The 23,061-nt window shown below is 45.3% G+C and carries 24 protein-coding genes and 2 riboswitches; of the genes, 4 read left to right on the top strand and 20 right to left on the bottom strand.

What is annotated here, in order from left to right; translation table 11 throughout:
- Positions 1-29: 29 nt before the first annotated feature.
- The 6 genes from MHB37_RS02780 to MHB37_RS02755 form a co-directional block, all read right to left on the bottom strand.
- Positions 30-356: a metalloregulator ArsR/SmtB family transcription factor gene (locus MHB37_RS02780; protein ID WP_036676741.1), complete on the bottom strand. Its 327-nt coding sequence runs from the start codon at positions 354-356 to the stop codon at positions 30-32.
- A gap of 61 nt (positions 357-417) precedes the next feature.
- Positions 418-795, bottom strand: a complete 378-nt coding sequence (locus tag MHB37_RS02775; RefSeq protein ID WP_076279647.1) for a hypothetical protein — start codon at positions 793-795, stop codon at positions 418-420.
- A gap of 62 nt (positions 796-857) precedes the next feature.
- Positions 858-2,426, bottom strand: coding sequence for a phospholipase D-like domain-containing protein (locus MHB37_RS02770; protein WP_341001050.1), 1,569 nt, complete (start codon positions 2,424-2,426; stop codon positions 858-860).
- A gap of 175 nt (positions 2,427-2,601) precedes the next feature.
- Entirely contained in the window at positions 2,602-2,895 is a 294-nt protein-coding gene (locus MHB37_RS02765) for a putative quinol monooxygenase (RefSeq protein WP_036676736.1), read from the bottom strand.
- A 56-nt stretch (positions 2,896-2,951) separates the two neighbouring features.
- Positions 2,952-3,587, bottom strand: a complete 636-nt coding sequence (locus tag MHB37_RS02760; protein ID WP_076223389.1) for a nitroreductase family protein — start codon at positions 3,585-3,587, stop codon at positions 2,952-2,954.
- 33 nt (positions 3,588-3,620) lie between these two features.
- A complete protein-coding gene (locus tag MHB37_RS02755; protein ID WP_076304354.1) occupies positions 3,621-4,049 on the bottom strand; it encodes a MarR family winged helix-turn-helix transcriptional regulator in 429 nt (142 codons plus the stop codon).
- Positions 4,050-4,207: 158 nt separating this feature from the next.
- Between MHB37_RS02755 and MHB37_RS02750 the strand changes: the two genes are divergently transcribed.
- Positions 4,208-4,993 carry a carbon-nitrogen family hydrolase gene (locus MHB37_RS02750; protein WP_076276062.1) on the top strand — a complete coding sequence of 262 codons (786 nt, stop codon included), beginning with the start codon at positions 4,208-4,210 and terminating at the stop codon, positions 4,991-4,993.
- 102 nt (positions 4,994-5,095) lie between these two features.
- Here MHB37_RS02750 and MHB37_RS02745 read toward each other — a convergent pair whose 3' ends face one another.
- The gene (locus tag MHB37_RS02745) at positions 5,096-5,989 is read right to left on the bottom strand and encodes a biotin/lipoate A/B protein ligase family protein (protein WP_405168904.1); all 894 of its coding nucleotides are present in this window, start codon (positions 5,987-5,989) and stop codon (positions 5,096-5,098) included.
- A gap of 239 nt (positions 5,990-6,228) precedes the next feature.
- On the opposite strand from MHB37_RS02745, the gene MHB37_RS02740 reads away from it, so the two are divergent.
- Entirely contained in the window at positions 6,229-7,116 is an 888-nt protein-coding gene (locus MHB37_RS02740; RefSeq protein ID WP_339171045.1) for a CHAD domain-containing protein, read from the top strand.
- A 28-nt stretch (positions 7,117-7,144) separates the two neighbouring features.
- Here the strand turns inward: MHB37_RS02740 and MHB37_RS02735 are convergent, their stop codons facing one another.
- The 7 genes from MHB37_RS02735 to MHB37_RS02705 form a co-directional block, all read right to left on the bottom strand.
- Positions 7,145-8,356: a Ger(x)C family spore germination protein gene (locus MHB37_RS02735; protein ID WP_339171042.1), complete on the bottom strand. Its 1,212-nt coding sequence runs from the start codon at positions 8,354-8,356 to the stop codon at positions 7,145-7,147.
- Entirely contained in the window at positions 8,353-9,444 is a 1,092-nt protein-coding gene (locus MHB37_RS02730) for a GerAB/ArcD/ProY family transporter (RefSeq protein WP_076179795.1), read from the bottom strand. The genes MHB37_RS02735 and MHB37_RS02730 overlap by 4 nt, the downstream gene beginning before the upstream one ends.
- A gap of 27 nt (positions 9,445-9,471) precedes the next feature.
- Positions 9,472-11,220 (bottom strand): spore germination protein, encoded by a 1,749-nt coding sequence (locus MHB37_RS02725; protein ID WP_139330149.1) that lies wholly within the window; start codon positions 11,218-11,220, stop codon positions 9,472-9,474.
- Positions 11,221-11,331: 111 nt separating this feature from the next.
- Entirely contained in the window at positions 11,332-11,658 is a 327-nt protein-coding gene (locus MHB37_RS02720) for a co-chaperone YbbN (protein ID WP_076124458.1), read from the bottom strand.
- Positions 11,659-11,695: 37 nt separating this feature from the next.
- The gene (locus MHB37_RS02715; RefSeq protein ID WP_076185170.1) at positions 11,696-12,088 is read right to left on the bottom strand and encodes a MerR family transcriptional regulator; all 393 of its coding nucleotides are present in this window, start codon (positions 12,086-12,088) and stop codon (positions 11,696-11,698) included.
- A 145-nt stretch (positions 12,089-12,233) separates the two neighbouring features.
- Positions 12,234-12,869 carry a ThuA domain-containing protein gene (locus tag MHB37_RS02710; protein ID WP_076124462.1) on the bottom strand — a complete coding sequence of 212 codons (636 nt, stop codon included), beginning with the start codon at positions 12,867-12,869 and terminating at the stop codon, positions 12,234-12,236.
- Positions 12,870-12,918: 49 nt separating this feature from the next.
- Complete coding sequence (locus MHB37_RS02705) at positions 12,919-13,641, bottom strand: SDR family NAD(P)-dependent oxidoreductase (protein ID WP_405168903.1); 723 nt, start codon at positions 13,639-13,641, stop codon at positions 12,919-12,921.
- A 228-nt stretch (positions 13,642-13,869) separates the two neighbouring features.
- Between MHB37_RS02705 and ytxJ the strand changes: the two genes are divergently transcribed.
- Both ytxJ and MHB37_RS02695 read left to right on the top strand, forming a co-directional pair.
- The gene (gene ytxJ / locus MHB37_RS02700; RefSeq protein WP_042123836.1) at positions 13,870-14,196 is read left to right on the top strand and encodes a bacillithiol system redox-active protein YtxJ; all 327 of its coding nucleotides are present in this window, start codon (positions 13,870-13,872) and stop codon (positions 14,194-14,196) included.
- Positions 14,193-14,432 (top strand): glutaredoxin family protein, encoded by a 240-nt coding sequence (locus MHB37_RS02695; protein ID WP_076124465.1) that lies wholly within the window; start codon positions 14,193-14,195, stop codon positions 14,430-14,432. The genes ytxJ and MHB37_RS02695 overlap by 4 nt, the downstream gene beginning before the upstream one ends.
- 99 nt (positions 14,433-14,531) lie before the next feature.
- On the opposite strand, the gene MHB37_RS02690 is transcribed toward MHB37_RS02695, so the two are convergent.
- The 6 genes from MHB37_RS02690 to MHB37_RS02665 all read right to left on the bottom strand — a co-directional run bounded on the left by MHB37_RS02690 (position 14,532) and on the right by MHB37_RS02665 (position 21,984).
- Positions 14,532-16,856 carry a histidine kinase gene (locus MHB37_RS02690; protein WP_076124467.1) on the bottom strand — a complete coding sequence of 775 codons (2,325 nt, stop codon included), beginning with the start codon at positions 16,854-16,856 and terminating at the stop codon, positions 14,532-14,534.
- A 104-nt stretch (positions 16,857-16,960) separates the two neighbouring features.
- A complete protein-coding gene (gene kdpC / locus MHB37_RS02685) occupies positions 16,961-17,548 on the bottom strand; it encodes a potassium-transporting ATPase subunit KdpC (protein ID WP_405169576.1) in 588 nt (195 codons plus the stop codon).
- A gap of 76 nt (positions 17,549-17,624) precedes the next feature.
- A complete protein-coding gene (kdpB, locus tag MHB37_RS02680; protein WP_076124469.1) occupies positions 17,625-19,658 on the bottom strand; it encodes a potassium-transporting ATPase subunit KdpB in 2,034 nt (677 codons plus the stop codon).
- Between the two features lie 16 nt (positions 19,659-19,674).
- Positions 19,675-21,351, bottom strand: a complete 1,677-nt coding sequence (kdpA, locus tag MHB37_RS02675; RefSeq protein ID WP_076302353.1) for a potassium-transporting ATPase subunit KdpA — start codon at positions 21,349-21,351, stop codon at positions 19,675-19,677.
- Positions 21,352-21,363: 12 nt separating this feature from the next.
- On the bottom strand, positions 21,364-21,441 hold the full coding sequence (kdpF, locus tag MHB37_RS02670) for a K(+)-transporting ATPase subunit F (protein ID WP_076101420.1): 78 nt from the start codon (positions 21,439-21,441) through the stop codon (positions 21,364-21,366).
- Positions 21,442-21,567: 126 nt separating this feature from the next.
- On the bottom strand, positions 21,568-21,984 hold the full coding sequence (locus MHB37_RS02665) for a hypothetical protein (protein WP_076124472.1): 417 nt from the start codon (positions 21,982-21,984) through the stop codon (positions 21,568-21,570).
- A 251-nt stretch (positions 21,985-22,235) separates the two neighbouring features.
- A riboswitch (cyclic di-AMP (ydaO/yuaA leader) is annotated at positions 22,236-22,425 on the bottom strand.
- A gap of 419 nt (positions 22,426-22,844) precedes the next feature.
- A riboswitch (cyclic di-AMP (ydaO/yuaA leader) is annotated at positions 22,845-23,009 on the top strand.
- Positions 23,010-23,061: the final 52 nt, after the last annotated feature.

The following is a 23,061-nucleotide window of genomic DNA, read 5'->3' as shown; positions in this document are numbered from 1 at the left end:
CGCCAAAATAACGTTAATCTATTCCATTTTCACTCGCCGCGCATGCCTTCCAGCAATGAAATGGTATTCACGAGATGGTTATCAAATATTTGTTTGGCCACGACCAGAAGGTCCTTGATCAGAGGATCACGTAAGGCATAAATGACTGTGGTGCCTTCTTTCACACTGGTTACTACATTTTTGGCGCGTAAAACAGCTAGCTGCTGGGATACAGCAGAACCTTCCGAGCCGAGAATAGCCTGCAGTTCATTCACATTCTTCTCACCTTCGCTAAGCAGCTCCAGAATACGAATACGCATCGGATGAGCCAGCGCCTTGAAGAATTCGGTCTTAAATTGCTGAATTTCGGTGTTCATAGCTTTCTACTCCTCATGCTTAACTTTCTGAATCTAATGTTATCTTAGTCCCTAAGAAGCGTCAAATACTGAAGGGATAGATTCGCACATCACGGACCTGCAATTCTACGAACACACCCAGTGCCATAGGTTCACCGAGACACTCGAACATCACTAACCCTTCACCTATTCGTAAAAATCCTGTGCCATCTTCTTCAATATTCTCCAACACGCCCGTAAAAATAACCCTATCCTGTTCGAGCCTGATGTTGAACTCACCTGCAGGCACAGGATGGATATCCACCCACCTCATAAGCAGCTCCGAAAGCTCCAATTCCACATCCATTTCTGCCCCTGGATTCACAGGAGCACCACACCAGATTCCCCGGCCCTCCCCAAATTCTGTGAGAAAAAATACCTCGTCCTTTTTCAAACCACTTTTTGTAATTTTGATTTGCATAGCCCATACTCCACCCTAATGATTTATAACGATCATTATATCATGAGAATTAGCCCAATTTATCAAGTATAATTCTGGGTTGCCTTATTCAGATAAGTACTAGGGTGTAACCAAGGATGCTTAAAGAACTCACTTTTACTGGTAATCTTCCGCGAGACACTCAGGTCATAATCGATCATAGACTTTATCTGCTCTGCAAAGGCCTCCCCTTTTACCAGCATTCCCAGCTCAAAATCGTGGCAGGCACTTCTTTCGTTGATATTATATGAACCATGAAAAACGGCTTGTGATCTATGATCATAGGTAATTTTCCAATGGGAAAATCGACCGGTGGCACTGTAGTCATAGAAGGAAACACCGTTAATAAACGGCATATACATATTGCCTCTTACCGCCGCGCGATTTGTAGGATGATCATTAACCTCCAGCGGGTTACAAATGTTCAAATTACACGAGCATTCCGGACCAAGCAGCCCGAGCCGATCCCAAAAATCCTGATCAATCAAATAAGGATTCACGATGATAGTCTCTTCAGCCGCGTAAGTAATTAAATCCAGATAATATTGTTGAATCAGGTTAACCGGGTTACCTGGAAAGCTTGCTAACAGCGTACATTCTTCCTCACCAAAATGATAATCCACATCCGGATAATAAAAGACATCATTCACATCAAAATGATCTCCGCCTAGAAGCAGCCAGCGAGAATAGAACATCGCATTCAAAGGCTGCGCTGCAGCGCCACGAATCCGGAAGCAGCCATCATGCCACTCAGCCTCTTTACTAGGAATCCCCTGTGGATGTCCATCTATACTCATTGCAGAGGATGCCTGCACTGGGGTCTCATACGTATATTGGTCACCAATATTTACACTGCCTATAATCGAGGTTACCCCATCTATGACCATAAACTTCCGATGATCGATGACATTCAGTCCTGTGACCTCAACATCCTCTTGCACTTTATCCTGCAGAAACAGGATACTTTCCGGCACTCCCTCTTGCTCCAGCGCCTTTCGTTTCACCCGCCATTCCATAGCTGAATAATACGAATTGAAGGTATTCAACAGCTTGGCGCCTGCATTCTCGAGCTGATCAGCAATCTTGGAGAACTGGCCGTACTCCAGATTATTTCCGTACCCCAATGCCGTCAATGTGTAATTGACCATAACCCTTACCTTAACGCCACGCTTAAGAGCATAAAACAGTTCATCTGCAACCAGATTGCCCGAGCGATCATTAAAAAAAAGCATGACAGACAGGTGGATATAATGCTGCGCTTTTCTGATCTCCTCTAATATCATTCCTAGACACTCCGGACCATTCACGTAAGGTGTTACTTGATTATTCCACGTAGTCTGCGGAGCCAGAACCTTTAGCTTGCCTGAGTCTAGTCTGCCCAATACTTCAGTAAGTTGTTCCAGTAAGCTTGGGCTAAATCCAGGAAGCTGGAATAGCTGCTGACTTGTCGTAATGACCCCGCCAAGCGTCTGACGATAGGCTCTGGCAGCCTCTAGGTCTATCCCCTCAAGCTTACGCTCCACCTCTTCTCCTGCTACACCCATAATACGGGCAAGCGATCCGCCGGATAGATAATAATTCAAGAAATCAATCATATTTCTCTGTGTCTTCATATGTAAAGTCCCCCATCGTTTATATTGCATGCCTTTGAATCAAGGTAAGGATAGATACCCTAGATCTCCTTTTTATAAACGGGGTGAAATGCAAAATAGGGATGCCCCACAGCCTTTATGGCTATGGATCATCCCTGTTTAGGTTTAAATAGAATTCGCTAAGAATGGAGACAGCTTATTTTACCTGTTCTGCGCTAAATACTTTAACATCTAGAGGAGCAGCCAAGAATTCGCCAGCTTTAGCTGAGAAAGCAGTGAAATGAGCGCTCGTATTGTGGCTGGATACTGCTTCAGCATCACGCCATTGCTCAATCATAATAAATGAGTTGGCTTCTCCAGCATTCTCATATAGCTCATAAGAAAGGTTACCCTCTTCAGCATGAGTAGCAGCCAGTAATGCTTTAGACTCCGTCAAAAACTGTTCACGACGCTCTGGATTAACTTTAAGTACAGCATGAATAATGATCATTGTATATTCCTCCTAAGATTAGTGTTTATGGTAGCGCGTTTTACTAACTTTAATAATTATTTCCACTCAGCAACTTTATCGATAGGCAGACGAACAGAGGGGTAACCTGCATCAACAGCTTTACCAATGGAGAGCAGCATTACAGGAACATAACGATCTTTTTCCATACCAAACGCTTCAGCGATTTGGTCTTTTTCAAATCCACCAATTGGGTTTGTATCGTAACCATGTGCACGAGCAACCAGCATCAGCTGCATAGCAACAAGTGCGCCATCGATAAGCACGGTGTCTCTGTTAATTTCCCGTGGCAGGTTAGCGAAATGAGCGGATAATCTGGTTAATTGATTTTCTTTTACTTCAGCAGGCATAAGTCCACGTTCAACAGCCGTACCGTAAATTTCTTCAGCGTAATCGAAGTTGTTCAAATCACCAAAGATGGCAATCATAGCCGCAGAAGTCTCTACTTGTACGTTATTAAAACGAGCGAGAGGCGCTAAGGTAGCTTTAGCTTCGTCACTTTCAATGACCAGAAAACGCCAAGGCTGCATGTTCACTGAAGATGGAGCAAGTGTAGCTTCGGCAAGGATCTGTGTCATTTCTTCTTTGCTGATTTTAACGGATGGATCATATTTGCGGATAGAGCGGCGTCCTGTAATAATTTCTTGAAAATCATTTGTTTGTGTAGCGTTCATATGATTAATTCTCCTTTGAGTGTGTTTTGTAAGTTACAACAGAATGATATTAGATTGCAGACGATTGAGCATATCAATGAGCACTGCTCGCTCCTGATCGTTAAAACCTGTTAGCAGAGTAGCGATAAACCGCCTTTTCTCTTCGCTATATTTAACCATTCTTTCCCGACCTTGATCGGTTAATGAGACCAATGTGACCCTGTTATCGGCTGGGTTATTGCGGCGAGCGATCATGCCACTCTCTTCCAATCCCTTCAGATGACGTGTGACGGCTGCCGCATCAATATCCATTTCCTTTTGCAGACTGATTTGGCTGACTTCATCTACCCGAAACAGTTCATGCAGGAGGCGAAGCCGTGTGGGACTGATCCCTGCACAACGTTCGAATTTTGGAGAGATTCCTTTGTTTAAGGCCTGCAGCAGTTCAAATATATGTTCTTCCTCAGGACAGTACTCCGTCAAAATATACCTCCTTTCTATATTCAATTGCATGCAATTGTTTTGTATGAAATTATACTAACGCATAATCATTGACCCGTCAACTAATATATCAAATCATTTTTAAAAAATCAACATTGCTTATCCTCATCCGGTGCTATACGCTTGAACAAAAGAGGAGGATACCTATGAGAATATCCCTGATTCAGCTGGATATAGCATTTGGCAATCCCGCTATGAATTATGCTGCTGTTGTCCAGAAAATAAAAGAAGCCGCTGTCGCTGCCCCCGATTGTCTGATTCTCCCTGAGCTATGGACCACTGGTTATGATCTAACTCGCTTAGAAGATATTGGCGATCCGGAAGGAGAAATTACCAAGGCATTTATCTCCAGCTTGGCTAAACAATACAGCATCAATATCATCGCTGGTTCTGTCGCTAGCCGAAATGATACTGGTGTAACCAATCGTATGTATGTATTTAATCGATCAGGTGAGCTCGTCGGACAATACAGCAAGCTGCATTTGTTCCAGCTGATGGATGAACATTTGTATCTGCAGCCGGGAGAAGCCAAAGGACTATTTACATTAGACAATACGTTATGTGCAGGCCTAATCTGTTATGATATCCGTTTTCCGGAGTGGGTTCGCGCCCATACCGCACAAGGGGCGGAAATCCTGTTCGTCTGCGCTGAATGGCCACTGCCCAGATTGTCCCACTGGCGGGCGCTGTTGATCAGCCGGGCCATCGAGAACCAATGTTTTGTTGTAGCCTGCAACCGTGCAGGCAGCGATCATGCCAATATCTTTGCTGGGCATTCAATGATTATTGATCCTTGGGGAGATATTGTGTGTGAGGCTTCTGAAGAGGAAGAAATTCTAACCGGAGAGATCGATTTACATCAGGTGCGTGAGATTAGGAAACAAATTCCGATTTTTTCGGACAGACGTCCTGAGTTGTATAATTAAAAGAGCGTCATTGTTGAATATTAAAAAAGACGTTACGTAGGCTGGCTCTATCCAGCTTTCCATTACGTCCTTTTTTAACAGACTCCAACCCATGCTCAGCCCTCAGGAATACCGCTCGCGCAGCACCCGCGTAGCATCGAGCACACGTGGATCATCATAGTCCAAGCTGTATCCTGTCTCTTGCTGCAAAATGCGGGATGCTCTAAGAGAGACTCCACGACGAATTAAAGCCTGAATAATCCCCTCCACAAACACTTTCGCCACTTCAGGTCCACCAAGTTCACCCAGTCCAGCAATCGTCTCTGGACGAACCCGTGGATATGATAGTGAGGAGTCTCCTCCGGAGGCTTGCGCATAGAAATTCCGAATTTGTTCACCGCGTTCTTGTCCCGAGCCAGAAACTACAACAAATGCATGTACAAAATAGGCATTGTTCTGCCTACGCTGAGCAATACCACAAAACTTCCGGCCACCAATGGCCAGATCGAAATCACCAGGGCAGTAAGAACCAACAATCTCACCAGCCTCAATTTGCGCCGCAGCCTGTGGATGACTTATAGCAACCGCTTCCGTGATCAAAGCAGCCAAGAGCTTAAAGTCATCATGAAAGTCCAGCTTTCCACGTCCTTTGGGCAGAACTAGAGAAACATTAATGATCCCTGCATCCAGAGGCACCGCAGCCCCGCCGGAATGCCTAACCGCCGTTCTAATCCCTTGCGCCTCAAGCGTAAGCATCGCCTGAGCTGCACACGGTAGCTTACTGTCCCGAAGTCCAAGTGCCACACCACCAGAATGACTCCACAGATGCAAGCTAGGAGGTATAATGCCCGCTCCAACATCCCGGCATAAGGTTTCCTCAAAAGCGAACGGGACCAGCATATCCTCTAAGCTATCTACTTCTATACCTTTGCTCTCATCCCTTGCACTCAGATGTTGAAAGAGCCCCATTTCTGAAGGAAGTTTATTAAATATTGAATCATACTCACGAGTATCCACCAAAGCCCCTCTTTCCCGAATATGAGCCACGAGACCTGCTATTCTCTACCAGCTAAGGATCCAAGCCTATCCGTATAAATAATGATAGTAATATTGTAACCGATCTGTCTCCATGCTGTGAGCAGAGAATTGAAATGAGGTTATGATAACGCTATTCTTATAGTAAATGGACTTACCCCAGAGCATAATAGGGGAAGCCCTAAATTCATGCTATCCCAAACGTTAAGGAGTGATGCTGCATGACAGGAGACAAGCTGACCAAAGAACGACAGCTAACCAAAACAAAGCAATGGGAACAAGCCCTTAACCACCTTTATATCAACTTTTGGGATTACAGCCATGACGCATTAAATAAATTCGCTGATGAAGATATCCACCAGGCAAGAGTGAACTGCCGTAAGCTGCTAAGTCTATTATCCATTCTTGATCCGCGGCACACTTCAGGCCTGTACCCTATTTTCAAAAAAGCGCAAAAGAGATTAGGTAAAGTGAGAGATGCAGATGTTCTAATAGAATCTTTCAAGAACAAGCGCAAGCAAGCGAAGGAGAACGGAGATTCCAAAACTGCAGACCTGTTAAAGGCAGTGATTGCTTACCAAAAGGATAAGCGCAAAACTTACCGCAAGAAGCTTGCTAAGGAGCTGCCTGAACTAATCAATGAAGACCTCGAGGAAAAGTGGAAGACCTTCCTAAGCGAGCAGCTTGAAGCCCTAGCCGCCAAAAAGAATGTTAACGTTGTTATGCGTGAGCTTGAGATCGCTTATGAGCAGAAGAAAAAAACCTGTAAAGCTATTTTCCATGAAGACAATGCCGAATCTAAAGAAGCCTTCGACGCTTTGCATCAGCTAAGAATTGCTGCTAAGGAACTGCGTTATACCGCGAGTGCAGCCGATTTTGCATTAAATCAGAAATTCCATGCGCATGAGGAGATCTATAAGGAGATTCAAGATCAACTTGGGCTGATTAACGACAAACGTCTATGGCTGGAAACACTGAATGCTATTGGACGTGAAGAGCTGGACATCGGTAAAAAAGCATGGAATTCCTTCACGTCGCAATTAAAGGATGAAGTGCTCGATGCACTGCATCATAATGATGTCATTCCTATCCAGACACAAACGAAGTAGCTCCATACAACATTGCAAATGGTCCCTTCTATTCAGCCGTTGTATCTGATGCACCATACTCTTCAATATTCAGTTTCACTTCATAGGTAATCGGAATCTCACTAAAGGTTTCATCCCAGTTATCCTCTACGCTCCGCCATACGGCTGGATGTTGAATACGCAAAGCGTTGCCGAAACCTGCAACCTCTGTATGCAGCTCCTTCTGCATTTTTTTCACAGTGACCTGAAGCATGTCTAAGACATGCTTCTCCAGCACTGCTTTATCCTCCTTTACAATGCCGTCATGTAACTTCTTTGCACTCTTGGCAAAAGCCTCACCATATCTCCCCGTAGATTCTATTTTCACATGAAAAGAGATCTTCCCATCCTTCACATTAGCTTTATACTTACTACCCAGAGATTTGATTTCATAGGTAATGAGCTTATTGTTAGACGGGTCGTATGCTTTGAGAGCACCCCCCTCTCCCTTTCCAGTCAGCCAGACCATACCTTCCAGCTCCGATGCATCTAAAAAACCAACGAGCTTTCCCGTTTTCCCTTTAATTACGCCTGCTCCATCCAGCTTTGTCTCCTTCTCTTTTTCTAAAGAAATCACATTCTGCAACATGAAACTTCTTTTACCATGCAAAGGACCCGCCACTTTAGCTATTGAAACCGGCTCCCATATCCTCGTGCTCCGACTTCTATTCACAAAAATCCCCTCTAATACAAATGACGGGGTTTGGCCCGGCAGCGCATTTTCCAATACATCTCTGGCTTTTCCCTTGCTGACATATAGTAGAACACTGGGACGGATATCGTTATCCCTGCTAAAGAAATCAATTAACTCAGAAAACTTGGTAGAGCGTGCAAGCTTCTCACCGATCACAATGACCTTAAGGTGATGTCCGATTGGAGTACGTCTAGTACGCAGTGAAAGTGCCCGTAATGCTTCAAACATAGAATCACTTACTTCACTCATGTTATAGTAATTTCTGGTTGAGGATGGGGAAGCCCCAGACTTCATACCTGACCCTCCTGAGCCTTGAGGAATCGTAAACTGATAGGTACTCATTATTTGGGCAGGCATGGGATTTCCCCCACCTCCTTGCTGTGTTGCCTCCTCATCCCCTGTCTCCTCCGCACTGTCCAGGGCAACGCCAATCTCCATACTTAACTCCTCAACTGGTGTACTGCTCCAGCAACCGGTCAACAGAATACATACTATAAGAAATGTAATCGACACTCTCCATTTTTTCATGAAGCCGCCCTCCGGAAATGTGCGATGATCAACAGCGGCAATGGAATTAATCCAAATAAAACGATCATCCAATTACCTACGACTGTTCCTAATGCAAATAGAGCATTCACATTTGGTGGCATTCTGGAAACTACATAGGCTACTGGAAGTATAGCCAATAAGCAGCTATTAAATCGTTTATGAAATATTTGAGAAACTCCCAAAGCAGCAGCATAAATAGTGATGCAGAAGGTGCAGAAAATTTGCATAATCCAAATTACCAGTAGCAGCGATTCAAACCTCTCAAAAATAAGATAATTCACCTCAAAGCTTCTCACTAGATCAAGAAATGGCCAAGTTCTTGTGACCACTCCATCTATAGAAAACGCACCAATAGTCATTACAACAGCTAAAAGATAAAAGAACGTTGATATACATGATCCAGCAATAATTACCTTTACTGCTTTTTGTGGCTTATCCATAAAAGCAACAACGAACAGCATCGCTTCACCAGCAGTAAAAGTCAGAATGGTTGGCCTGATGCCCTTCCATACCGGTCCTAAACCATCTCCAAGGAAAGGCCGCAAATTATCGATATCGAAAACTTCAATACTAAGCAAGCATACTCCCACAAAAACTGTCCAAGTAATCGGAACAATCAACCTACACATGCTAGTGATAGCATTAAGTCCTCCTCTGCATAAATAGAAGGCTATCCAAATAAACACAGCAACAATAGCCCAAGGAGGGGTTCCCTCCAGCAGAAAAAAAGAGGTCACTTCCTGTACGGAACGTGCTTCAAAACTGGCTATACACAGAAAATAAACAATCACTAATATAGAGAGCATCACTCCAAGTGGCTTGCCAATGATTTTCCCGCTAAATTGAAAAATAGTTTGACCTGGAAACCGTTGGCTAAGTTTCACTATAATTAAACCTGTTAAAAAGGTAATTACTCCCCCTAAAAAAACGGAGATCCACACGTCTGGAGTTTCACTAGCCTCTACAATCGTCCGAGGAAGTGTAAGTATCCCTGCCGCAATAGTATAATTGGCTAGTATGATCGTCGCTTGAACAGCAGTAATTCGGTCCTTCACCTCGGTACTCATATTCGCTTCCTCCTTTACTTCGATCTCTCACCCTTTGCGTCGGGGGTCCTTCGGCTTCAACAGCGTAGGGCGGCCTGTTAGAAATTGCAGTGGCATACGGAATATAAAATCTTTCCAATCCTTAATCTTATACGGTATAAACATGCCAAGATAAGGCATGCCGAAGCTTTTTAGCTTGATTAAATGGGCACTCAGGAAAAGGAAAAATAACACAACTCCATATAATCCAAAGACTGCTGCAGAAAACATCGCTATAAAACGGAGCATACGCAGCGTCATTCCCGCACTATACATAGGGATGGTGAAGGAGGAGATTGCTGTAACTGAAACAACGATGACTAGAATTGGACTCACAATTCCCGCTTCTACTGCGGCTTGGCCGATGATTAGACCGCCAACAATCCCCATCGCGGGACCGATAGGTTTAGGCAGCCGGAGTCCGGCCTCCCGTAATATTTCGATTGAGGTCTCCATGATCAAAGCTTCGATTAATACCGAAAAAGGTACACCTTGGCGGGAGCTGATGATTGAAATGGCCAACTTTGTCGGAATCAATCCCGGCTGAAAGGAGAGGAAGGAAATATATAGTGCCGGTGCAAACATTGATATCAATGCGGCGAGAAAACGCAGTAAGCGCACCAACGACCCCACCATCCACCGATCGTAATAATCCTCTGGGGATTGCAACAGCATCCCGAAGGACACGGGCATGATCAAGGCAAAAGGTGTGCCATCCAGCAGGATAGCTACTCTCCCTTCCAATAACGCTGCCATTACGCGGTCAGGTCTTTCCGTATTCTGAATCTGCTGGAATGGCGTGAAGCTATTATCTTCGATTAATTGCTCCACATAACCAGATTCTTGCACATCATCTATATCAATCGTCCTAATTCTTCGTTTAACTTCTTCGACAAGTTCATCATTCGCGATATCTTTGATATAAGTTAGAACCAGATCCTTCTTCATCCTCTTTCCTACAGTAAAAGAAATCATGGCTAGCTCTGTGCTCTGCCCATGTCGGCGCAGTAATGCCGTGTTATCACTTAACGTCTCATTAAATCCGCTTCGAGATCCCCGCAAGACAGCTTCTGATTCAGGCTCTTCTATCCCTCTTGTGTTCCCCTTCGGGGTGCTGAGCACAATAGCCTCCGGTATCCCTTCTACTAACAGCACTACAGAGCCGAACAATACCTTTTGAAGGGAGAGCTTCACATTATCCGTAAACTCAACTTCCGAAATAAGCACGATCTCATGAATGAGAATATCTTTTAGATCCTTGGCTTCCGGTATCGTATGGGGATCCTTAAAAACCTTATAGGCATCCATTAAAGGCTTCAGAATATTGCGATCCATTTTATCTTTATCTGTCAGTCCATCTACAAATATAAGGGCCGCTTGCAGCTTTATACCTCCGATACGCAACTCCCGAAAACTCACATCATGCATATCTGTGCTCATCTCTTTAAATCTTTGCAAATCCTCCCGAAATTGACCGCTATAGCTTGCTCCTGTAGGAGATTCTTCACTGATTCCAACGGAATCGTCCGCCTTAGTAACCTTTTTCGTATTGCTAGAACCTAGAGATGCTTCTCCGTAAGGAACCCCACCACCTATGCTGCCGGCAGCTTTTTTTGCTCTAGTACTTATCGTATCTTCCTTTACATTAGCCCAACTCATCATCCGGATTAGAATAAACGGAACGAAAAAGATCATAATAGCTTGGAAAATCACACTCCATTTAGGAATTATCTCTAGAATAATATTCCACACCTTCATCACCTCCTTTATAACTGTGTTCGTATTTTTTACCGAAGATGGGTAAATCATGCACGCAAAAAAGACCCCACAATATGGAGTCTCCCTAATTTCATCTTTTAAATTATCGCCTTATGCTTGAAGAACCTTGTTCAGTATGCCTTGGTAGGCTGCTTTCGGACGCAGACCGACCAGCTTTTCCACGGGCTGCCCCTCTTTATATACAATGACTGTAGGCATCCCCATAACACCCGCTTCTCCAGCCAAATCCGGCAGTTCATCACAATTCACCTTAACAATAGAAACATCGTCTCCATATTCCTGGTGAAGATCTTCCAGAACAGGCAGCAGCACCTTACAAGGGGGGCACCATGGCGCACCATAATCCACCAGTACCGTTCCTCCACCACGTATTTCTGACCGCACCCAATCCGCACTATCGGCATTTATAATAGACATTTGCCATTCCTCCTCATATTTTTCAACACCAGCAGTACTATTCCAAGTTCTCCAGTGGACACGTTCCCAACTTGCTCTCATCCTGCTCCTGCAGAATAGATGCCATTCGTTCTTCCAAATTTCTCTTGATCTGATTCAGCTCTACAAGCTGACGTTCAATATCTTCCAATTTACTGCGGTATAGTGGCATCACTTCTGCGCAGAAAGCTTCTTTGTTCTTCAAGACACAATGTAGAAAGCCCGCGATCTGCTCTGTCGACAGACCCAGGTTCAAATATAGTTTAATCGTTTCTACCGTCTCTACAGCAAGTGAAGAATACTCCCGATATCCGTTGGCCTGACGGATCGGCGAGATTAATCCTTGACTCTCATAGTAACGAAGTGAACGGACGCTTACGCCCGTCAGTTTAGCAAGCTCACCTATTTTCATAGCATTCTCCCCGGGGTTCATGAGAATTGTTCTACACCAGTATAAACCCTGACACCAATGTTAGAGTCAACAAAAAAAATCCAACCGCGGCTAACCCGCAGTTGGACTCGTGTTTTATTTTACAACAGGTATATCCGCTTATATCCTATAATAATCCTGCCGCCCAAAGTCCACCTCTAAGAATCATCTGGCGAAAGGGCTCTACGGAAAATGACGGCAAATGATGACCAGGCATTAAATAAACAACCCGGCCTAGACCAAATTCATGGCACCAAGCCGCCTGCCTCATTGCCCCATCATGAGGATATTCCATAAGCACAGTTGTTTCGAAATAGGGATGCTGCTCAAAATAATAAGGCTCATCATCGATCACAAATTCTTCGATCCCCTGCATAATGGGATGCTCCCGTGCCGGTATGGACATCTGGAGCGAAGTGAATTCTGGATGATGAGTGAAATGCGCTCCCAGCATAGCGCCTAGCTCCTGATTACGCTGTAAGGAGATTCCGTTATGTACCACTAGTAATCCGCCACCGTTAGCCACATAGGAGAGCAATGCGCTGCTTTGTTCCGCCGGTATTTTATAATCGGAGAATTCGGTATAAGAGATCACCAGCTTGTAGTCAGATAATGTTTCTTTATTAAGCAGCCCATAATCCTCCGAGGAGAATACCTGCAGATCATTGGCAAGGATCTGCTCAATCTCCCGGTCTACTCCCGCAAATGGGTGATATTTAACCTCCGAATAACTTCCGAGTGCCAGTGCTTTTAGTGTAGACATCCTATCATCGCCTTTCTTCGTGTAGTTTTTTTGATTACGGGAAGCCCATCTACCAAGGCCATGTATTTCCATCCACGTCAAGATAGGCCGGCTCATCCCCTAGATGCTTTTTATACTCCATAACCTGACTTATAATCTGGTCTGCAGACACATCGGGTGAAATATCCGCTTGCTCATTTTTTTCGCCATGCATATAAGTCTTCATCCAGCCGGGGTGAAACACCATCACTTGACCCCCAAGCGTCTTTAGATGATTGTGCATCAGGGAGGATTGCATATTGAGAGCCGCCTTAGACATGCAGTAGCCGTACATATTAATACGTTTATTTCTGCCAATGCTGCCCGCTTCCGAAGAAATATTAACAATCAATTTATCCTTACTTTGCAATAAAAGTCCCATAAGTGCATTGCTGACTCTCAACGCGCCTAGTGTATTCACATTATAAATCTCCGCCATGCCCTCATCATCCATATCCACCAGCATCGTAGCATCATCTGCGGAATGAATAATTCCGGCATTATTAATAAGAATATCAACATGCCCAGTTCTGCTGGCGATAGCCCTTGCTGCCTGCTTTACACTGTCCTTACTACCAATATCGAGTGGAATAAGTTCCAGCTGTTCCGGATACTCATCTTTAAGCGCTTTCAATTCATCTGTATCTCTCATGTATTGTCCAGCAAATACTGAGAACTGTTTCTCTAAAAGAGAGTGCACAAGAGACAATCCGAGACCCCGATCAGCTCCAGTCACACATGCAACTCTGTTCATTCTTATCAACACTCCTACCTAGTAAGGATTATTGAAGCAAGTTGTCTTCCTTTCACCTTAGCATGCCGTCCTCTTTTTTTCAACGCACTAAAATGAGGGTTTAGTCATCCTTGGATTAGCTGCTCCAGAATCCTTTTTGTTTTAAATTTAATATATGTTACAATCATGATTACAGGTTGTTAACAACACAATGGTTAGTAAAATAACGATCCCAGGAGGGTGATATCTATGTCTATTCAACAACTTCATACATTGGAAGATCTTGAGCAGTATGTGGCTAAACCTGGCAAGAAGCTGCTGTTCAAACACAGCACTACCTGCCCGATTAGCGCCAAAGCTAATGAAGAATTCCAGGCTTATCTAAAGGATGCGGATACTGCAGCAGCAGTAGTTCTAGTCATCGAGGATCGTCCAGTTTCCAATCAAATTGCCGAGGATTTCGGGATTAAGCATGAATCTCCACAGCTCTTCCTGCTTGAGGATAATGAGGTCCGCTGGAACACTTCCCACTGGAAGATCACAAGAGATGCTATCAAAGAGGCTGTGAACCAATGAGCCAGCAAGTGATTGTTTATTCAACAGCAGGCTGCAGCGACTGTAATCTGGTCAAACAATATCTTACGGAGCAAGGTATCCCTTTTGAAGTAAGAGATGTTATGACTAGCACCGTCTATCAAGAGGAAGTCGAAAAGCTTGGTTTCATGGGTGTTCCTGTTACTGTAGCAGGGGATCACGCCACCAAAGGATTTAATCTTCCCGAGCTGAAAGCACTTCTCGAAGCTGCTCAGTAATTCATCCGTTTAATTATTTAGCACTTGATATATGCTTACAAAAAAGGGGATTCCAGCAGCCACTCGGCAAGGAATCCCTTTTTTTCATTGTTCTAAAGCTTAGGGTTCCTCACGCATAAGATTTGCCACGACCAGTACATCTACATTTCTGGCCGAACGCAAAATCTGTTTAGTGACATCCCCGCGTAGCCATTTGCGCACCCATGAGCGTTGGGACTGGCCGATAATAATCTGTGTGCTCTGTAAGGCTTGAGACCTTTCAAGCAGCAAGGAAGACACTCGTGCCGGGAGCACGTTAGGAATCATCTTAAACGTTCCACCCAGTCGTTCCGTCAATTCTTTCAAATCATTAATTCGTTTATCGTAAGAAGGCCCGCTCTGCTTATATTCCTGTACGTACGTAACATACCAGCAAGCTTTTAGACGATAGGCAATCCTAAAACCGCGCCGAATCAGACGTTCCGCATGATCTCCTAAGGTGATGCACACATAGATCACTTCCTGCCGCCGCCAAGGTCCCCGCAGCGACCCGACACGTTCCCAGGCCTCCAGACGTTCATCCACATCATCAGCAATTTCCCGCAGCGCCAGTTCACGGAGGGCGATTAGATTGCCGATTTTGAAAAAAGCCCCCAGCGCCTGATCCACTTTGGTCATCGCATATATTTTTCCATCCTTCATCCGCTCTTGCAGTGTTTTGGGGGATACATCGATAAGTTCAACTTCGTCGGCCCGTTGCAGAATGCTGTCCGGGAAAGTCTCTCTAACTCTAACTCCGGTAATTTGTTCTACTGCATCATTCAAGCTTTCTAAATGCTGAACATTCACAGTGGAGATTACAGAGATCCCCGCATCCAATAACTCCATAACATCCATATACCGCTTCTTATGCTTGCTGCCCGGCATATTGGTATGTGCCAGTTCATCTACCAGTACGACCTCCGGATTACGCTTAATAATAGCTGCCGTATCCATTTCCTCAAGGACAGCCCCCCGATAGTCAATGCTCAGTCGCGGAAGGATCTCCAGCTCACCGATCTGTTCAAGCGTTTCTTTACGTCCATGCGTTTCTAGTAGTCCAATAACAACATCGATCCCTCTCTTTAAGAGATCATTTCCTTCTCGCAGCATCTTATAAGTCTTGCCCACCCCGGGAGCAGCACCAATGTACACTTTAAATGTGCCCCCACGAATCGCATCGATTTTATCCTTTACTTCCTGAGTGCTTAATCTGTGATAAGCATCAGCTTTCCGCTCATTTCGGCTCTGCCGGGTAGGAAGAACACGTTCTCCCTCACGCTCAGCACGATCAGCCACGAAAAACACATCTACTCCGCGGATTTGCTTTAACAATGAGTTAGCAATCGAACCCTTCCACAGCTCCTGCCACGCCGTTTGCTTAGAGTGACCCATAACGATACGGGTAATATTATGCTGGATAGCGTATTTCACTAGAAGTCCCGGAATCTCCCTCTTCGAGCGAAAAGAAATCTCCTCCATCGAGGCCCCAATCTTCTCAGTCAGCTTCCATAGGGATCGCTTGAAGGTTGCTGCTTCCTTAGAGGGCGTCAGGCCCTGCTTCCAGAAGGATACCACCGCCAGATCTCCGTTTAACCGTTTAGCGATTTGCTGCCCACGGCGGATATGAATCGAGCCATTCCAATAATACTGTGCGGACACCAACACTTTTTCGGCAATCCCCGAAGCCCCCAGCAATCCTTGCTCCTCCCGATGCTTCTCCAGCGAACCATTAACATCCTCCGCAACCATTCTCAGCGCCAGCTCCCGCAGCTTGCTTAGATTCCCTTTGTTAAAAAGCGAAGTCCGCTGCTTCTTGCCCAAATGTCCTTCGGACAAACGTTGAAGTATCTTTTCCGGAGTCACATCAATTAGAACGATATCATCTGCAAGGGTGAGCACTTCCGCAGGCAAGGAATATTCCACCTCAATCCCCGTCCACTTCCGCGCAAGATCTGCTGCGCCCTCCAGCTCGTATACGTTTACAGTTGTGATGACACTAATTCCACAGCCCAATAAATATTTGATATCCTCCAGCCTAGTTGATCTCTCCGCACCCTCGCGATTATGATGAGCCAATCCATCGGTCAGTACAACCTCTGGATTACGTGCCACAATGGCCTCCACGTCCAGATCCTTCTTCTCGATCTCCTTCTGAAACCAATGAATACTTGGAATCCGTTCCAAGTCACCCAGCTGATCCCTTGTTTCTGGACTCTGGTTGGTTGAAACCGCACAGATTACAACATCGATGCCCTGTGCTTTCAGCGCCTGACCCTCACGCAGCATCTGATAGGTCTTGCCTGATCCACTGACCGGACCTATATAGATCTTCAGGCGTCCACGATGCAGCTCATAAATAGAGAGCAGCAGTTCCTCCGGCGTCTTCCTCCGATATGTTCCCATCAAGACCACTCCTTAATAACCCGTTCATCCATTCACTCTTCTATGCCAGAAAGCAAGATATCCCTGACCCAGTTTGAACAATCGGGCAGGGATATTAGCTATATTTATTTGTTCGTTAATTTCTGCAGCTCCATGTTCAGCTTCAGAACATTTATCCGCTTTTCACCAAACAGTCCTAGATCGCGACCTTCGGTCTGCTTATTCACTAGCTCTTCCAGCTGCGTAGCTGGAATCCCGGTCAAATTACTGATCCGGGGAATCTGCACGATTGCTGACGCAGGAGTGATATGCGGATCAAGACCTGAACCTGAGTTGGTTACTAAATCAACCGGCAGCTTGTTTACAGGCACATCCGGATTATCCAGCTGCCACTGTGTAATGGAATCCTTCGTCCGCTGCAGCATATCCAGGTTGGATGGGCCGTAGTTATTGGAGCCTGAAGCTTCCGCTTTATAATCAATGCTGGATACACGGCCATGGAATAATGCCGGGTCCGTAAAGCTTTGCCCGATGAGTTCTGAGCCCACAACTACTCCAGCGTCATTCTTCAGCTGACTGCCGTTTGCTTGCGATGGCATCAGAACTTGAGCAATCGCTGTAGTAGTCAGAGGATAAATCACTCCGCAAAGAACAACAAACACTAGACATAGCCGTAATATAATAAAGAAATTAGCACCCTTCGATGATGACAACTGTTCTTCAGCGTCCGCAATCGATTTTCTGTTATTCACGATGCTTTCACCCTTTCAATGATTAGTCAATCCGTTGTTATATCCATACACTTACGAGCAAATCAATAAGTTTGATGCCCGCAAAAGGAACGACTACTCCACCTAAACCATAGATAAAAATATTACGTCCCAGCAGCTTCGTAGAACTCATCGCTTTATACGAGACACCTTTCATAGCCAATGGGATCAGCAGCGGAATAATAATCGCATTAAATATTAATGCAGATATAATTGCCGAGCTAGGTGAACCCAATCCCATGACATTCAGGGCTTCCATTTCAGGAATAGCGAGCATGAACATTGCCGGAATAATTGCGAAGTATTTAGCGATATCATTCGCAATACTGAACGTTGTCAACGCGCCCCGCGTCATCAGTAGCTGTTTACCAATAGCTACAACCTCAATGATCTTCGAGGGATCGGAGTCCAGATCAACCATGTTTGCTGCTTCCTTAGCGGCTGTAGTCCCACTGTTCATCGCTAAGCCCACATCAGCTTGGGCAAGGGCAGGTGCGTCATTCGTACCATCACCAGTCATTGCCACCAGCTTGCCTTCGTTCTGCTCACGGCGGATAACCGCTATTTTATCCTCAGGTGTACTCTCTGCAATAAAATCATCTACCCCTGCTTCACGGGCAATAGTAGCTGCGGTCAGCGGATTGTCCCCTGTACACATGATAGTCTTGATTCCCATTTTTCGCAGCTCATCAAACCGCTCTTTCATCCCTGGCTTAACCGTATCCTTTAAGTAAATAAGTCCATAAATCCGGTTGTCTACCGCAACAGCAAGCGGGGTCCCCCCCATCCGAGCGATAGCATCGGAATTACTGTCGAGGTTCGCGGGAATGACTCCGCCCTTCGACTGTACCCATTTCTTCACGGAATCGACTGCCCCTTTACGAACAGATCGTCCATCAAGTAGATCTATACCACTCATCCGGGTCTCAGCCTTAAACTCTACGAACTCTCCGCCTTCAGCAAGTTTGCTGTCATAGCTGCGCTCCAGCTTCTTAGCCAGCTCAATAACCGAACGTCCTTCCGGAGTCTCATCCTTTAGCGAACTAATAGCTGCCCAAGCCGTAAGCTCAGCTTCCGTTTCATCTCCAACAGGCACAAAATCACTCGCCATCCGGTTTCCGAAAGTAATCGTACCTGTCTTATCTAGAATCATTGTATTAATGTCGCCGGCAGCTTCAACGGCCTTCCCTGACATAGCAAGGACATTAAACTGTGTGACGCGGTCCATCCCTGCTATCCCGATAGCGGAGAGCAGTCCCCCGATTGTGGTCGGGATCAGACAGACCAGCAAGGCGATCATAACAGGAATATCTAGATCAACGCCCAGATAAGTCGCAATTGGCCGCAAGGTCACTACTACAATCAGGAAAATCAACGTCAGACTGATCAAGAGTGTATTTAGTGCAATTTCATTGGGTGTCTTTTGACGTTTCGCCCCTTCAACGAGGGAGATCATCCGATCCAGGAATGACTCACCGGGATCACTGGTAATTTTGACTTTAATCTCATCACTGACTACCCGGGTGCCGCCTGTGACTGAGCCAAAATCTCCGCCGGCTTCCTTAATAACAGGTGCAGATTCACCTGTAATTGCAGATTCATCTACGGAGGCCAGCCCTTCAATTACTTCACCATCGCCAGGGATAAGTTCTCCCTGACTGACGATGACAATATCTCCTTTACGAAGCTCGGAAGAAGAAACGGTCTTCACAGACCCTCCAACGAGTTTGTTAGCTGTGATATCCTGTTTCGTTTTCTTGAGTGAATCCGCCTGGGCTTTCCCGCGGCCTTCAGCCAGCGCTTCAGCGAAGTTGGCAAACAGCACTGTGAATAGCAGAATGAACAACACTGTGATATTGAAGCCTACCGATTTCTCTGCATTAAAATATCCGGGGGCCAGTACCATAAGCAATACAATAATCGTACCGATTTCGACTACGAACATGACCGGATTTTTAATTAACGTCACCGGGTTAAGCTTAATAAAGCTATCCTTTACAGCGCTTAGGAGTATGGGTCCCGTCAGCAGCTTTTTTCTTTTTACAGTACTCATCTTGTTCTCCCTCTTCCTACCGTAAGGTCAAATATTCTGCAATCGGGCCGAGCACAATGACTGGCAGAAACGTCAGAGCCCCGATAATTACAACGGTACCAATCAGAATTCCGGTGAACAGACCATTGTCTGTGCGGAATGTGCCAATCGTCTCAGGAACTGGCTTCTTCTGGATCAGTGAGCCTGCAACTGCCAGCATCGCGATTATAGAGACATAACGGCCAAGCAGCATTACGATCCCGGTTGTAACATTCCAAAAGGTGGTGTTGTCCGCAAGCCCTTCAAATCCTGAACCATTGTTCGCGGCAGAAGAGACATATTCATATAACACTTGGCTAAGTCCATGGAATCCGGGATTCGTGATGGCACCGTTGCCCAAGTCCGTTAAGAACGCACCTGCTGTTGGTACAAGGATAATGAACGGATGCACAAGGATAGCAATCGCAATTAGCTTCATCTCCTTGGCTTCTATCTTTCGCCCGAGAAACTCTGGTGTTCTGCCAACCATTAGTCCACATAAGAAGACACCCATGATGGCATACATCAGCATATTGATTAGTCCGACACCTTTTCCCCCGAAGACGTTGTTGAGCATCATTAGGGCCAGAGGGGTAATGCCACCCAGCGGTGTCAGCGTATCATGCATATTGTTAACACTACCTGTCGTAGCTGCCGTTGTTACCGAAGTGAACAGCGAAGATTGCGGGATACCAAAACGTACCTCTTTACCTTCCATGCTGCCTTGCGAAGACTCGATCCCCAGCGCATTGATAGCTGGATTGCCTTTGGTTTCCGCATAATAATTCAATCCCAGCAGTAGTACGAACAAGGTCATCATTGCTGTGAAAATCACCCAGCCCTGACGTTTGTTCTTAGCGAACAATCCGTACATATATGGCAGAGAGGCTGGCAGCATCCACATAGAGAGAATCTCCAGAACGTTCGTAAGTGGATTAGGGTTCTCAAAAGGATGCGCTGAATTGGCTCCGAAGAAGCCGCCACCATTCGTACCTAAGTGTTTAATTGATTCCAAAGAAGCGACTGGACCGATAGCGATTTGTTGCGTCTGCCCTTCGAGTGTAGTGACCTCAAGCGATGGCTTGAGCGTTTGTGGCACATGCAATCCTACCAGCACCAATGAAACTAGCAGAGCTAATGGAATGAATACACGAATATGTGCTTTTACGAAGTCCTCGAAAAAGTTCCCGACTGATTTCTGTCCTGTAATCCCTCTGACAAAAGCAACCGCAACAGAAAATCCGCTCGCTGCAGACGTGAACATCATCATCGTGATGACTGCCATTTGTGAAAAATACGATAGTCCCGTCTCCCCGCTATAATGCTGCAGGTTCGTATTGGTCATAAAGCTGATCACCGTATTGAATGAAAGCGTCTGTTCCATATCGGCAATTCCATTCGGGTTCAGCGGCAATCCCCGCTGTAATCTTAGAAAAATATAACTGAAAGCAACCAGTACGATATTAGTTAAAACAAAGCTGAGTGCATACTTCTTCCAGGACATTCCGTCCCGTTTTTTCAGGCCGATCAGCTTATAAATACCTTTCTCTGTGCCTGCAAACCAGCGATCCGTACGATTCGGTTCGTTAGAAAATACATGATATAAATACGTTCCCATCGGCTTGACCAGCAAGATGAGAATTACAATTACGACGACTATTTGCAAAATGCCCATGAATGCCCCTCCTTAAAATTTCTCAGGATGAATCAACGCGTAAACCAGATATATAAACAACAGTAGGGTAACAGCGATTACTAGAATCACAGCTTATCCCTCCCCGTATCCTCAACTACACCTGCGCACCAGCGCATAAAGCCATAAAATAACCCGTAAATTACAGCTAACGAAGCCACCATATACAGATCCATCATATCTTCCGCACTCCTTCCATTATCCTTGATGAGGTGATCTATCGATTAGAAAATCAGCATCACCACTATGGGAATAGATTACATAGCTCGCACCAAGTCTTTTATAGACCAATCTAGGATTTATTGAACTTGTAATCACAAAAATCGGCTGTGTCGTCCAGGTACGGCACATCTGAATATAGCGGCAGCAAAGCGGAAAGCTGCTCTCAAACAGATATACCCTGCCTACCGGGAACGATGGGCGAAACCAAGTGCTCTGATGGCGGGTATCCACTAGAATAACCTGCTCAATCCCGAGCTCCTCAAGTAAAGCTTTCTCAGCCACATTGTTGGTTAATCCCGCCATCTTAATACCCCTGAACTTCAGAAGTTTAATGAAATGTTCTCCCGCCTTTGTAGGCGCACATACAAGCACATATTCATTCTGATCCGTCATCTTTTTTTCTCCTCCTGCTCATTTACAACAAGGAGGCAACGAAAATCTCCGAAAGGATGTTGACCTATCGTCATTTTCGGGCACAACCTAAAGCTCGGTTGTGTCACGTCATTAGACGCTGCCTTACAAATACCGCTAATGATGAATTTAGCGACCTCTTAGGGGAGGCCTCCATAAATGCTTTGCTTCTAAGAGCACAGCAAAAAGCCACAAAGGATCTCCTCTGTGGCTCGCTAGCGGTCACATTGCACTCATCCTCTCTCCATACGCTTACGAGGTTAGCTGTCGGATTCGGGCGGTGAGAGTCGCCCTACCTGTATAGATGCGAGCTCACTCACACCCTCTACAGGATTCACCCCATAATCGGCTTCCGACTCTCACATCGGCTGCCGATTGTTGGTTCCCCCGCTTTCCTTACCGGAAATTAAGCGGATCAAATATTCGATTGTCGTTGAAACAGGAGTAATCATACTCTTATGCACGAAGACTTGTAAAACCTGAATGATGCCAAAATAATGCAAATTAAAAACTATTTTCCCATTAGATAGCGCTTACTTGATATCTAATCTCTCTATATCTCTTGTTTACTCGAGTTTGGAGCGTTTAATCGCTATCTATAACCCATGTGATTTTATTCACCTTTTTAGAGCGAAAATACTGCAAATTCCCATTATAGGTAGAAACGCAAGAAGCTGAGGCTGAGCGAGAAAGAGGCGCGATAACACGCCATAAATACCTATTTACCTCGTTTTTCAGTCGTAGTCGGCAGGATATGGTTAAAATTGCTCTAAAAGAACATTTTCCGTTTTTTACAGAAAATCTTGAAAAGAGTATGATTCGGGTTGAATCTAATTCATGAAAAACAATCAACGCTGAGTTCCTGCATTCGCAGGGAACGGGGGAACCATCAGGCCACCTGGCCTACTTGGGGTGAATCCAAAGGAGACTGCATAAGTCTCAATAGGTAGGGCGACTCTCACCGTCCGAATCCGACAGCTAACCTCGTAAGCGTAAAGAGAGAGACCCTTGATCCGCCACGCTTTGGCCCAGGTATATCTGCCTGTAATCCAAAACCGC

The sequence above is a fragment of the Paenibacillus sp. FSL H3-0286 genome (genome assembly GCF_045040705.1).
In the GTDB taxonomy this organism is placed as follows: Bacteria; Bacillota; Bacilli; order Paenibacillales; family Paenibacillaceae; genus Paenibacillus_AQ; species Paenibacillus_AQ odorifer.
Note: the sequence above shows the minus strand (reverse complement) of the source record. Positions and strands in the feature narration are given on the sequence as shown.